This window comes from candidate division WOR-1 bacterium RIFOXYB2_FULL_36_35 (assembly GCA_001771505.1).
GTDB lineage: Bacteria > Margulisbacteria > WOR-1 > XYC2-FULL-46-14 > XYC2-FULL-37-10 > XYB2-FULL-36-35.
In genome coordinates this window covers 5,497-18,286 of record MEUA01000063.1, presented here as the reverse complement: position 1 = coordinate 18,286, position 12,790 = coordinate 5,497, and the positions used below count along the sequence as shown (strand labels likewise).

General features: G+C 37.9%; 12 protein-coding genes and 1 pseudogene (1 of these 13 cut by a window edge). All 13 read right to left on the bottom strand.

Going from position 1 to position 12,790, the window contains the following annotated elements; all coding sequences use genetic code 11:
* Positions 1-2 precede the first annotated feature (2 nt).
* The gene (locus A2290_04890; protein OGC12971.1) at positions 3-1,775 is read right to left on the bottom strand and encodes a hypothetical protein; all 1,773 of its coding nucleotides are present in this window, start codon (positions 1,773-1,775) and stop codon (positions 3-5) included.
* A gap of 45 nt (positions 1,776-1,820) precedes the next feature.
* The gene (locus A2290_04885; GenBank protein ID OGC12970.1) at positions 1,821-2,681 is read right to left on the bottom strand and encodes a hypothetical protein; all 861 of its coding nucleotides are present in this window, start codon (positions 2,679-2,681) and stop codon (positions 1,821-1,823) included.
* A 149-nt stretch (positions 2,682-2,830) separates the two neighbouring features.
* Positions 2,831-3,103 (bottom strand): hypothetical protein, encoded by a 273-nt coding sequence (locus A2290_04880; GenBank protein ID OGC12969.1) that lies wholly within the window; start codon positions 3,101-3,103, stop codon positions 2,831-2,833.
* A 29-nt stretch (positions 3,104-3,132) separates the two neighbouring features.
* The gene (locus A2290_04875; GenBank protein OGC12968.1) at positions 3,133-4,518 is read right to left on the bottom strand and encodes a F0F1 ATP synthase subunit beta; all 1,386 of its coding nucleotides are present in this window, start codon (positions 4,516-4,518) and stop codon (positions 3,133-3,135) included.
* 7 nt (positions 4,519-4,525) lie between these two features.
* The gene (locus tag A2290_04870) at positions 4,526-5,353 is read right to left on the bottom strand and encodes a hypothetical protein (GenBank protein ID OGC12967.1); all 828 of its coding nucleotides are present in this window, start codon (positions 5,351-5,353) and stop codon (positions 4,526-4,528) included.
* Complete coding sequence (locus A2290_04865) at positions 5,346-6,854, bottom strand: F0F1 ATP synthase subunit alpha (GenBank protein OGC12966.1); 1,509 nt, start codon at positions 6,852-6,854, stop codon at positions 5,346-5,348. The genes A2290_04870 and A2290_04865 overlap by 8 nt, the downstream gene beginning before the upstream one ends.
* Positions 6,851-7,369: an ATP synthase F1 subunit delta gene (locus A2290_04860; GenBank protein OGC12965.1), complete on the bottom strand. Its 519-nt coding sequence runs from the start codon at positions 7,367-7,369 to the stop codon at positions 6,851-6,853. Before A2290_04860 ends, A2290_04865 begins: the two co-directional genes overlap by 4 nt.
* The gene (locus A2290_04855; GenBank protein ID OGC12964.1) at positions 7,359-7,835 is read right to left on the bottom strand and encodes an ATP synthase F0 subunit B; all 477 of its coding nucleotides are present in this window, start codon (positions 7,833-7,835) and stop codon (positions 7,359-7,361) included. Before A2290_04855 ends, A2290_04860 begins: the two co-directional genes overlap by 11 nt.
* A 7-nt stretch (positions 7,836-7,842) precedes the next feature.
* Positions 7,843-8,061: an ATP synthase F0 subunit C gene (locus A2290_04850; GenBank protein OGC12963.1), complete on the bottom strand. Its 219-nt coding sequence runs from the start codon at positions 8,059-8,061 to the stop codon at positions 7,843-7,845.
* 21 nt (positions 8,062-8,082) lie between these two features.
* On the bottom strand, positions 8,083-8,811 hold the full coding sequence (locus A2290_04845) for an ATP synthase F0 subunit A (protein OGC12962.1): 729 nt from the start codon (positions 8,809-8,811) through the stop codon (positions 8,083-8,085).
* Positions 8,808-9,011 (bottom strand): hypothetical protein, encoded by a 204-nt coding sequence (locus A2290_04840; GenBank protein ID OGC12961.1) that lies wholly within the window; start codon positions 9,009-9,011, stop codon positions 8,808-8,810. The genes A2290_04845 and A2290_04840 overlap by 4 nt, the downstream gene beginning before the upstream one ends.
* Before the next feature lie 59 nt (positions 9,012-9,070).
* The gene (locus A2290_04835) at positions 9,071-12,691 is read right to left on the bottom strand and encodes a hypothetical protein (protein OGC12960.1); all 3,621 of its coding nucleotides are present in this window, start codon (positions 12,689-12,691) and stop codon (positions 9,071-9,073) included.
* Positions 12,633-12,790, bottom strand: a pseudogene (locus tag A2290_04830) (hypothetical protein); it runs 5,020 nt beyond the window's last position. Before A2290_04830 ends, A2290_04835 begins: the two are co-directional and overlap by 59 nt.

Here is a 12,790-nt window from a genome sequence, read left to right as displayed (position 1 = left end):
AGCTATGCCAAAGGCTGTGGAGGGGAAATAAGCCCTTCCACATAATCCATTTCAAGTTTTAAGGATATCCTCTTTGCCATATGAAGAGAGCGTTCAACGCTAGGACCATTTACTTTTAAAGCTTTAACAAGGTTGAATACATCAAGCGCCTCTCTTTCAAAGCCCAAAGAATAAAGAGCGCTACCTTGAAACGCTAAGATTCTACTATGTAGAAGTTTAATTTGATCCCTTCTTCTTAATACGACTGGAAAGCTTTGAATTAAGCTCAAAGCTTCTTCTGACAAACTTATCCCCTCAACAAGATTTGTGGTATAATTTTCAATCTCTGCCTTAGCAGAAAGCAGTTGAATCATAGATAGATAAGCATTTAAAACTTCTTCAAGACTTCCATCTAAGATGATTATTTGTCTGTTACATTTAATTGCAGCATCATAACAACAAATAGCCTCTTTTTTATAATCTCTCTCTTCTGTTAATAACGTTTCGCCCTGCTTTGGCAATAAATTAATCATCGTTGAATACGTTGCTTCTAAAATCCTAGATTGCAAACTAATATAACCCCCTTTATGCCCATAAGCTTTTGCTCGAAGCGCCAAATCAACATCTATGGCTTTGATAATTTCATCTAAACAAGATATTGCTCCTGCGTAATTATGCCTATTCCCCTCAATTTCACTCAATTCAAGCCAGATAGGATAATAATTTTGACAAGCCTTAATAGCATCTCTAAAAAATTGCTCAGCCATAGCTGAATATCCCTTCTTTTTAAAATCAAGCCCTATATTTCCCAATGCCTCTGCAATACATCTTCTCCCCTCATCCTCACGCCCCAAATAAATAAGAGCATCTCCTTTTCCTTTAGTCGCAACATAATACGAAGGATCAAATTTAAGAGCCTGTTCAAAACAGGCTAAAGCGCCTTTGGCCAACGCTTCTTGAAGAAGTGGTCTTCTGCGCGCTTCAATAAGTTTCCCCTCCCCAACAAAATTATGAAAATATGCTATTTCATAATTAGGGACTTTACCAATCTGTTTTGTTAAAAAGCTTCCAAGCAACTTGTTTATTTCATCTGAAGATCTTCTGATATAATCAACATATTTATTGCCGGAGCCAGACCTATCTCCAAATATTTTGTCCCTATTGCTGTATAACGTACGCCATAAATGTAAAATATTCCTGTTAATATCAGGAGTATCAGAACTCTTAAGTTCATTCAAAACTTCTCCCGTCAAAACTATAAACAAGGCAAAATCAAGGTTTTGTGTAGATGTCAAAGCTGATAAAGCAAGTTTTTCATGGTCAAGACAACAGTCATCAATATAATTTGCAAGCAAAAAGACTTTTTCAATGATAGAAGAATCAAAATACATATAAGGTAAAGGGCCACTTTCAAAATGCGCTATAGCCCGCAAAATTTCAGGGTCTGAAATATTAAAACTATCATAAGCAAGAAAAGCAGCCATATAACTTGCCAGCCCTGAGTCGTTTGCTTTAGGATCAATAAAAATACCATTTTCATGAAAAAAAGAATCATTTTCAAATACAAACTTTTTAATCAAATCGGTGGGAAAAGACGTTATTTCAAAAAAAGCCCCAAACAACACCTCAGCGGAAATTTCTATCTTTCTTGTCACATAAACCCCAAGGTTTAACCGTTCAGAGATCAGACACGCGTTGCGCAAGACAATATTAGTCGGTGTTTCATTTTTTTTCCAGTCTGGGCCTAAAATTTTTCCGGTTTTTAAGCCCGGAACTGTTAAGATTACTTTATCCATTAGAAAATCTCCTCATTATTTACCCCCGATTATGATAATCGGGGTTTATTCATGGTTAATCGAACCGATAGCGCAAACAACATCTTCAAAAAGGCTAAGACTTCTATTTAGTAACAAATTAAAACATAATAGCGCATCATCTTTCCTGTTTAATCCCAACAAAGCAAGAATCTTATTGTTTAAAGCATTAGAAAGAAATGTCGGAAGATCTTGATAATTGACATCATCCTCTGTTAAACTATGCCTCCCTGTTTCAATCAATCGTATAGCTCGATTAAAATCCAAAAGAGCTTCAGAATAATGATTTTGCAAAAGAAGGATGGCCCCTCTTTCTATCAAAGAAGCAATCCTTATGATTCCTTCGTCAACATTAATTGCCATCCCATAAAATAAAATCGCTTGATCATAACACTCTACCTGTAAAAGCTTTTGGGCCATAGCATATAACAATCTTGTATCATTAGGCGTCAAAACCAAAGCCGCATCAAAACAAGTTATTGATTCATAAAGATCAGTGCCCCACCGCCCTATATAGTAAAGAGCTTCCGCCTTAATATCCGGTTCAGCATTAAGGGTTACTACTTTATTAAAACAATCAATCGCCCCTTTAAAATCTTCAATTCCAAGTAAACGCTTCCCTTTTTCATGCCAACCCTCTGCTAACCCAGGATCCAAAGCTATAACTTTATCGCAATACGCAATGGAAAGATCCATCCGTGAAGGATTTTTATCATCAACTATAATTACATCTCCTATGCAATCATTTGCTTTTTTTAAGTAAATGTTAATTAAAGCAGTTTTTGTTGTTTCTAAAGCCTTTGCAGAAATTTTCAGCCTGTCATTGATTCCTCTTAATCTAAAGCTATGAGAAACTCTTCTATTTTCCAGCAATCGCGTCAATTTCATACATACACCCTTTAAAATGAGTCCCCCACATTAACCCCGATTATCCTAATCGGGGTTAAAATACTTTTAGTCTGGGGCGACAGTTCCTATAGGCTTTTATCTGTAAGATTTTAAATAAATTTCATCTTTTTATTAAAAGAGTGAGGAATTCAACTTACGCAAATAGGCGTTTGAATAAATACATAAACACGGTTATTTTTTTCAACTTTTATAAAACCCGAATCGGCATGCAAAACAATTTTATGGCCGTCTTCTTTTTGAAATTCTATTTTGCCTGAACTTAACGCGTTGATATAAGGAATATGCCCGGCTAAAATTTCAAGTTCTCCATCAACCGCTTTCAGTTTCAGAAGAGAAGCTTTCCCGTCAAAAACTTCCCTCTCAACTCCCCATATCTTTAAATTAAATAAGTTCATTATCATTAGTCATTCTTCATTAGGTCATTTTTCATTCATTTTATAAAGCCTTTTGCCTTTTCAACCGCTTCATCTATTGTCCCTACCATATAAAAAGCCTGCTCCGGCAAGTCATCATGTTTCCCTTCGATAATTTCTTTAAACCCGCGGACAGTATCCGGAATTTTTACAAATTTGCCAGGGATACCGGTAAACCTTTCTGCGACAGAAAACGGCTGTGAAAGAAATTTTTGAACCTTTCTAGCCCTGTTTATTATCAATTGATCTTCTTCTGGAAGTTCCGAAACACCTAGAATTGCAATAATATCTTCAAGTTCTTTATATCTTTGAAGTATTTCCTGAACTCTTCGAGCTGTCTTGTAATGTTCTTCTCCCACTATTTCAGGATCAAGAATTCTTGAAGTTGAAGTTAGCGGGTCAACCGCAGGATATATGCCTTTTTCAACAATTTTTCTCGATAAAACAGTCGTCGCGTCCAAATGGGCAAATGTAGCCGCTGCTGCTGGATCTGTAATATCATCTGCAGGGACATAAACTGCCTGCACAGAAGTTATCGATCCTTTAACAGTTGAAACAATCCTCTCTTCAAATCTCCCAATTTCGGCTTGAAGTGTCGGTTGATAACCTACTGCGGAAGGGAGACGGCCTAGCAAAGTAGAGACTTCAGACCCCGCCTGAACAAAGCGGAATATGTTGTCCACAAAAAACAGGACATCTTTCCCCTCTTCATCCCTGAAATATTCGGCAAAAGTAAGGGCGGAAAGCCCCGCAATCATTCTGGCTCCCGGAAGCTCTGTCATCTGGCCAAAAATCAAGGCTGCTTTCTCCATAACACCTGAGGCCTGCATTTCAAGCCACAAATCATTCCCCTCCCTCGTCCTTTCTCCTACCCCTCCAAAAATAGAAATACCACCATGTTGTTTTGCCATGTTGTGAATAAGCTCCATTATTACAACAGTTTTCCCGACCCCAGCTCCACCAAACAACCCTGTCTTTCCACCTTTTACATAAGGAGCTATAAGATCCAAAACTTTAATCCCCGTCTCAAAAACTTCTGGCTTTGAAATAATTTTATCAAGAGAAGGGGGATCTCTCCTTATGGGCATAAGCTTTGCCCCTTCTATAGGCTCGGGTCTGTCGATAGGCTGACCCAAAACATTAAACATGCGACCCAAAGCTTTTGGGCTTACAGGCACAGATACCACCCGTTCCAAATCAATAACTTTTTGCCCTCTTCGTAGCCCGTCTGTGGGCTGAAAAGAAACCGCCCTTACAATGCCTCCTTCAAGCTGCATTGCAACTTCTGCCCAAATTTTTTGGTCTTTTATCTCAAGAGTAGTTCTGATAGCCGGAATTTTATCCGAAGGAAACTGGACATCCAAAACAGGCCCTATAATCTGCACAATTCTCCCTTCAACCATAATATTTTTACTCCTCTCCTTGTGCCAAAGCTTCAAATGAACTTACAATTTCAGAAAGTTCGGATGTAATTGCCAGTTGCCTCGCCTTATTCATCCTGATCCTCATTTCATTTAACATATCTTTTGAACTGTCGGTCGCCCCTTTCACCACAAGCATCCTGGCATTTAATTCTCCAAGCTCCGATTCAACAATACATTTATAAATGACACTCTCCAAATAATGCAAAAGAAGCATGGGATATAATGTTTCAGAATTTGGCTCAACAACATAATCATCAGAGCCTGCCCCATTAAATGGAAGCAGTTTAATTACATTGGGTCGTTGGACAAGCATTGACTTGTAAGAATTATAAGCAATAAAAACCTCTCCACATGTCTCTCTTTGCCATTTAAAAATTTTGTCCGCAATTAAAGCTATATGTAAAAAAGACGGGTTCCTGACAGCGTCAATATCTTTTGCAAATATCTTTACTCCCACCCATTTTTCTATTTTCAACGCCGCTCTTCCCAAAAGGCAGGCTTCATGGCTTCCATAAGTAAGTTTTAAGTGGTTGCGAACAGCGCGAAACAGGATTTCATTAAACCCTCCGCACATCCCTTTACTTGAACTTATAACAATCACCAGGTTTTTTTTGTCCGCCCGCGGTTGCGGAGCTTCCTTACGATAAACACAATTTAAAAGTTTTGAAAACTCATCTAAATATTTTGAAGCGTATAAAAACTTTTTTTTTGCTTTTTGGGATTTGGCTGCGGTAATAACAAGCATTGCCCGCATTACAGCCCCCAAGTTGTCAATTGTTTTATATCTGTTTTTTAACAACAAAACATCAGACATTAAACAACTCCTTAAACTTCGAAATAGCCTCTGTTATTTTACCTCTCGCCTCTTCATCAATTTCTTTTTTCTCTCTTATACTCTCCAGAACTTCGTGGTAAGACCGATGTATAAAACTTAAAAGCTCACTTTCATGCGTACGAACATTTGCAATTGGAACATTATCAAAAAATCCGTTAACGGCCGCGAATAAAACAACAACCTGATCTTCTATCCCCATCGGCTGGTTTTTTTCCTGCTTCATAACCTCAGTTACAATTTGTCCTCTTAAAAGCTGGGCTTTTGTCTCTTTGTCAACATCTTCTGAAAAAAGGGAAAACTGGGCCTTTTCCCTATATTGGGCCAAATCCAATCTAAGCCTTCCAGCAAGCTTGCGGATGGCTTTGGTTTGAGCATTGCCACCAACACGGGAAACAGAAATACCGACATTTACAGCGGGACGAATTCCCGCATTAAAGAGATCAGACTCCAAAAATATTTGGCCGTCTGTTATGGATATTACATTAGTGGGAATATAAGAGCTTACATCCCCAAGCTGTGTTTCTATAATAGGAAGGGCTGTCATTGATCCTCCTCCCAATTTTGGAGAAAGCTGAGCGGACCGTTCAAGAAGTCTTGAGTGAAGATAAAAAACATCTCCGGGATAAGCCTCTCTTCCAGGAGGCCTTCTTAAAAGGATTGAAATCATCCTGTAAGCCTGGGCATGTTTTGTTAAATCGTCATAAACTATGAGGACGTCTTTGCCATTGTACATAAATTCTTCCGCCATGGCACACCCTGTAAACGGAGCAAGGTACTGAAGAGCTCCTGGATCCGAAGCTGACGCTGTAACAACGATTGTATAATCCATGGCTCCTGCTCGCCTTAATTTTTCAGTCATCTGGACAACATCAGAGGTTTTTTGGCCTATTGAAACATAAACACATATAACCCCCTCTTTTTTCTGGTTAAGGATAGTATCAACCAATATAGCAGATTTCCCAGTTGAACGATCCCCTATTATAAGTTCTCTCTGCCCTCTCCCGATAGGCACAAGAGCATCGATCAATTTAATACCAGTCTGCAAAGGCCTGTCAACAGGAACCCTGTCGACAACCGACGGAGCAAGCCTTTCAACGGGCCTGTGCTTGTCGGTAACAATATCTCCTTTCCCATCCACAGGAATACCAACACCATTTACAATCCGCCCTATCAAAGCTTCCCCTACAGGAACTTCCATAACACGACTGGTACATTTTGCCCACATCCCCTCTTTCACTGAAGTGTGGCTGCCTAAAATAACCGCTACCATCTGATCACGCTCTAAGTTAAAAACAAGCCCAAAAATCCCGCTCTGAAATTCTATCATCTCTCCCGCCATGGCTTGAGGAAGCCCTTTTATATGAGCGATCCCGTCTCCCGATTCTATGACTTTTCCCACATATTCGGCTTTTGTTTCAGCTTCAAATTCCAAAATTTTCTTTTTTAGAATATCGGAAATGCTTGGCATATCATTTTTCATTTTTCCAAACCTCTTTTCATTTGCATTAAGCGGCCCTTCAAACTGCCGTCAATAACAGTCCCATCACTTTTCCTAATGATAAATCCCCCCAGAATAGAAGGATCCACTAAAATCTTAAAAGATATGTTTTTAAAATGCTTATAAATAGAATCAATTATATCTTTTGGAGCATTTTGCGAAAATATTAATTCCGCGATTTCTATGTTCTCTTTTCCTGAAAAACAACGGGTATAACTATCAGAAAGAAGAGGAACAAAAGAAATGCTATCCCTGTCAATTAAAAAACTTAAAATCTCCCAAAACAACCTTGAAAAGGCAGGAAATCTCTCTTTTAAAGTTTTGAGTTTGAAATCATTTGGAACATAAAGGCTTTCAAAAAAAAATTTTATCTCATAATTGCTTTCAAGAAAATTTTTTATCATATAAAAATCATTTTCAAGTCTAGCCGCCTCTCCCATGTTTTTGGCAAGCAGATAAAGTTTTTCGATATCAATTTCAAAATTATTAACTTTCATTTAAGGTTTCCCTGATAATATTTACATTATCCTCTATCGAAACCTCTCTCCCCAAAACCTTGCCTGCCACAGAAACAATAAGATCTGCGCTTGCTTCTTTCACCTCTTTTATCATTTCGCCACGCAGAGCTCCAATTTCAAGCTTTGCCTGGTTAAGAATATCTTTTGTCTCAAGCTTGGCGGCGTCAAGGGCTTTTTTAACAATAATTTGAGATTCAACTTTTGCGTTATCAATTATTTGGCGGGCATTTATATGCGCTACTTCTATCTTTTGTTTGTAATCAGAAAAAAGCTCCGCCGCCTCTTTTTTGGTTTTATGCGCCTCTTCCAAGGAAGATGATATCTGTCTCTCCCTTTTATCTATAATATCAAGCAGTGGAGGAAGAAGCAGTTTATAAAAAAAGAGTATCAATATCCCGAAAGATATAGATGTCCAAATTATTAGTCCTGGTTCAAATTCAAACATTTTTAAATTACTTTGTTGCCAAAATCAAGCCGATGACCAACGCGTATAAAGCAATCGCTTCAATAAAAGTAATTGCAATAATCATGCTTGTTCGAATAGAATTTTGAGCCTCAGGTTGTCTTGCAATGCCATCCATTGCTTTTGCCGCTAAAATCCCAACCCCCAAACCTGTTCCTAACGCCGCTAAACCAATAGCAATTCCAGCTCCAATATACGCTTCTCCCATTTTTTATTCCCTCCTTCAAATTTAATGCTTTTCCAAATTTAAAGACGACCCTATGTAAAAAGCAGACAAAAAAGTAAATATGAAAGCCTGTATAAAAGCTACAAATATTTCAAAAACGGAAATAAGAAGATGCCCAATTAAAGAACCAGGTATAACCCAATAAGATTTAAAAATAAAAATAAGGCTTATTATTGTAAGTGTAACTGCATGTCCTGCAAAAATATTCGCAAAAAGTCTTATCGAAAGAGAAAAAGGTCTAATAAATTGACTCAGAACCTCCATAGGAATTATAAATATTAATATTCCAAAAGGAACATTACTAGGAACAAAAGATAAAAAGTATTTTCTTATTCCATTTTGTTTTATTCCGACAATTTGTGTAATTAAAAATATACACACAGCAAGCGTTGCCGTAAAATTTATATTTACTGTCGGCGGCACAATTCCAGGAATACCTCCCAAAAGATTGCAAAAAAGGATAAGAGAGAAAAGTCCGCAAAAAAAAGGGAGCCATGCGCGATTCAAAACGATAGGCTCAATATTTTCCCAAAGGGTTAGCACATACATTTCAACCAAATTCTGGAAACGGTTTGGGACAATAGAAACTTTTTTTGATCCAAAGTAAAAAAAGAGAATAATACAAAATATTGCTATCCACATGACTAGAATTTCATTGGTAATTGAAAGATCAATTCCTGCTATTTTAAGAGGCACAACAATTCGTTCGGAAATATGCGAAAAAATATTCATTTAAACTTCCTAACTGATATCTTATAAACATTCCACATGCCGACAGCCGCACCAAAAACAACTCCCACAACCATAAGCCAAGGAGATGTTTGAAACAACCTATCTGCTTTATATCCCAAAAAAGAAAGCAGGAAAACAGAAGCGGCAATTTCAATCCCTAAGGAAACGCCTTCAAATAAGGAGATATCTTTTTTAGGCATTCCCTCACCTCTTCTACGATTATACACCTACAGCATGAAATATCAAATCCCACCTTTCGTTACCTTACTTTTTCCAACTTAAAGTAAATCGTCCCTTTTTCATTTGACTTTAGTTTAAAGTTGATCTCATCGAATTTGCCGTCGTTGTTGGGGGAGAAAGTTGACAAGGTTTTGCTGCCTTCAAGAGAAGGAGGGATTGTGTCTTTTGTAACGACAACATCACTGTAGGTTACAACATTCTCATCTCCTTTAGGATGAGACGTTACATATATATAGTTATCTCCTTCTGTTGAGAGAGGAATATTTTCAAATTTAAACTTGCCATCTTCTCCCGCTGTTGCCAAGCCCTCACCCAAGTTCGAGGTAGTTTGAGAACTGGTAGGAGATTCACCCTCTCCCAGAAGGAGAGGGGTATTTACTGGTTCTTTGTAAACATAAACATTTAGGATAGAGTTAGGCTCTGCTGTTCCGTAGATAATTACAGTATCTTTATTTGTCATATACCGATCAGCGAAAACAATGGGCGCGGAGAGAGAAAACTTTCCTTTCAATAATGTGTATGTGGAAAAGTGGTCTAGAGGGGCAGAGAAAACATACTGATATTCTCCGTTATTTAGCTCAACATCCTGTTTATTTTCTGAAACGATTTGGAGATCACCGCTTTTTGTTATCTGATGGATGTTTAGAGGAAATCCATAATCTTTGCCTACTTCCAAATTTCCTTTTGATCTATCCCAAAGGCCAAGTTCAAAGAGATCATCTTGTGTATAGATAAATTTAAGTGTCGGACGCATATCAACTCCGGTCTCCTTATTTACTTCAAACTTCCATGGTGAAGGAAATATTTCAACAATCGGGCCTTGAGTCATGATAATCGGCCTGTTTCTGACATATATCTCATTCATAGAAACGGGAGTAACAGTTACAAGCTGGTCGATTGGATTTTTGTTTTCATCAACAAAAGCGTTTTGTGGAAAATCAAGCTCTGCGCGTTTGTAAGCGCTATAGACTGTTTTAGCAGTCCCTTTTGGAACTAAGGTTCCTATAGAAATATTTTCTTGTGCAATATATCCACCGGATTTTAGGAGGACTGTATATTTTCCATTCAACCGCGAAACATCCCACCAAGCTAAGGTATCAAGGTTCCCAGGGTTCGAGGTTTCAAGATTATTCCCCTCATAAATTCTTTTCCAAGTTTCACCATCAAAGTAAGAGAGTTCGTAGGAGCCGTTTACTTTTCCTGATATTTGTACATATCGTTTTTCCGCGGAATCGAGTTTGAGTTTGAGCGTTATCGCATCGTTTACTCTTTTATCTTTCTTCGATATATCTTTAAGCGCTATATCCTTGTTTGTCTCGCCATTTTTATCTTTTATTTTTACATTCCATTCTTCAATTTTGATATTCGGGTTATCGACAGGAGTCTCTCCATTGTTGTTAAAAGGGTCATATTTTAAAAATGTATATTTTGAAGCGGCAGCAGATTGATAATCATCTGCGGTCTGGTAGAAATCAGAAATTTCAAGTTCTCTTTTACCCAGGAATTTATCTTCATTAAATTTAAGTAAAGGAGTTTTGATAACGCCGTATGATGAAACAAGGTTTATGTCATCAGCAGTTGTCCAATCATCGCCTGAAATATTTTTGTAGGCGCTAATTTTTCCGTTTGGCGATGTTGAGGAAAGCGATACATTTACACCCGGAGTATTTGTTGAAACGGAGTAATAAGGATCAATAACAGTAAAGGAGAGATTGTTTAAATCGATAAGCTGGCCTGATGTCTTGGGAAACGACCATTCCAGCCGGTTGGAAGAATTGCTATATACAAGCCGTCCTATCCCGACTTTTGTGTTGTTTGTATATTTCCCTCGTTCATTAAGCTCCTCTTGGTTAAAATCCCAGTATGTTCCGTCTTTTGATGCGCTTGTATATTTTTGAGGATTGCCTGTTTTAGGATCAAGTTCTTTTTTCTTGTCAGATTGTTGCTTTTTTAAATTATCAAGTTCAACATAATCAAGCGGCCAATTGATTTTAAAGTCAGAAATCACTCCCTCTTTTCCTTGTGCAGGGTATACCAGGTTTGTGTACGCTTTAACAATAGGTGAATTGTTTTGGTATTCGATTTTCCCTCCATCTGGTTCTGTTATAGGAATAAATTGGATGTGATCGTAAGACAAGTAATCCTCATAGCCTAAAGTTGCGTTTTTACTCCCATCATATTTAAAAAGATTACTTTCCGAGATCTCTTTTTTGACAGAGCCCCAGGTTTTTGATCCTCCTCCACTATTATCCACCGAACTATTTATGTCAGAAATCATCATCTCTTTTGATTTATACGGTTTACCCAAGTATGCATCAGTATCCTCAAAAAACAATCTCCCTGGGAAAGCGAGTCCTGTAGCAATATCTTCCATGGCATCAGAAAAATCTTCCATATATGGCGCTCCATATCTTACAAACCCGACATAGGGGATAAACCTGTTTGTAAGTCTTGAAAATTCTATTTCTGATTTAAGTTTAAGATTAAAAGCAAAATTCAGGTCATATTTATTTAGAGTATTTGGGCGAGTTATGTAAACTTTATAGAGATATGAGACCGGTTCATCCTGCAGAGTATATTGATTTTTCTGGGTAGTTGTATAAACAAGTTCCCATCGAAGGGTTGGTTTACCTGTTTTTTCTATAGAGATATCAAATATCCCTCGGCCGCCTGTTACAGCAGGCATTGTAGGAGTTGAATTTAATGTTATTTCATTTGCCAGTTTCTCTCTTACATATTCTTCCAGGGTTTTATTGAGAGGCTGACCTATATTTGCAGGGACATTAAGGTTGTAGCTTGTTTCAATTTTAGGGATTGTAACTTCAAGCGCTTCGAGAGTAAAACTTCCATTTTTGTCTTTCATGTTGAGGTATAGAGTACAGGTATCAAAAGTTCTGTATGTTGATCGACTGCCAGAAGTTCCTCCGTACCAATCGTTTACATATCCTTCGCCCGAAACTGTTATGCTCGTTTTATCTTTTGATAAATTAACAGCATATGCTCTTATCTCTTTCTCATAAGATTTTGCGTCATGGTGTTCTGCCCCAAAAATATTATAATCTGTCCAATGGTCTGTACATTGACCTTCTGCTCTTACAATAGCTTTACAATTAACCTCATCAAACCACCTATGCATTAAACCTGTAAAAGGGACATATGGATACGCGGTAATTATCTGCTCGCCTGTTGCGGTGAGTGTGTAATCAAAATCCTGTTGCGGGAAATATTTACCAATCCCTTTTGCTTCAAAGTAATATGGCGATTCACCTTCCGCATATCGAATCTTTTGGTTATTGAAAAAAGTTTCTTCTCCGATAGGATTTAATTTTGCAAGAGAGTCGTTTATGGAAAAAGTATCTATCGATATGCCGTCAATTATCTCTGTTTTACTTGATGATCCGTCTTTAGCCGAGGCGGTTAGGACAATTTTATAGTTGCCACCAGTAACGATTTGGCCTGATTGGCTGTCGGGATAATTTCCTCTCCAATACAAGCCCTCACCCAACTTTGAGGAGTTTTGAGAACTGGTAGATGAGCCACCCTCTCCCGGGGGGAGAGGGATTGTTTTGCCTAAGACCTCTTTACCTTGAGCTATATTCGATACAAAAGTTCCATCTTGACGGTAGACATTTGCATTCACAATCGAGTCCTTTGAAACATTGTAGAAGATTGAGACTCGGTCGGGAGCACCGAGGGTGCTGAACTTTTTGTCTGACGGGGAGACTGCGTTTATCTTGAA

Coding starts and splice junctions, on each gene's coding strand:
- A2290_04890 (OGC12971.1), bottom strand. CDS start 1,775: ATGGATAAAGTAATCTTAACAGTTCCGGGCTTAAAAACCGGAAAAATT.
- A2290_04885 (OGC12970.1), bottom strand. CDS start 2,681: ATGAAATTGACGCGATTGCTGGAAAATAGAAGAGTTTCTCATAGCTTT.
- A2290_04880 (OGC12969.1), bottom strand. CDS start 3,103: ATGATAATGAACTTATTTAATTTAAAGATATGGGGAGTTGAGAGGGAA.
- A2290_04875 (OGC12968.1), bottom strand. CDS start 4,518: ATGGTTGAAGGGAGAATTGTGCAGATTATAGGGCCTGTTTTGGATGTC.
- A2290_04870 (OGC12967.1), bottom strand. CDS start 5,353: ATGTCTGATGTTTTGTTGTTAAAAAACAGATATAAAACAATTGACAAC.
- A2290_04865 (OGC12966.1), bottom strand. CDS start 6,854: ATGAAAAATGATATGCCAAGCATTTCCGATATTCTAAAAAAGAAAATT.
- A2290_04860 (OGC12965.1), bottom strand. CDS start 7,369: ATGAAAGTTAATAATTTTGAAATTGATATCGAAAAACTTTATCTGCTT.
- A2290_04855 (OGC12964.1), bottom strand. CDS start 7,835: ATGTTTGAATTTGAACCAGGACTAATAATTTGGACATCTATATCTTTC.
- A2290_04850 (OGC12963.1), bottom strand. CDS start 8,061: ATGGGAGAAGCGTATATTGGAGCTGGAATTGCTATTGGTTTAGCGGCG.
- A2290_04845 (OGC12962.1), bottom strand. CDS start 8,811: ATGAATATTTTTTCGCATATTTCCGAACGAATTGTTGTGCCTCTTAAA.
- A2290_04840 (OGC12961.1), bottom strand. CDS start 9,011: ATGCCTAAAAAAGATATCTCCTTATTTGAAGGCGTTTCCTTAGGGATT.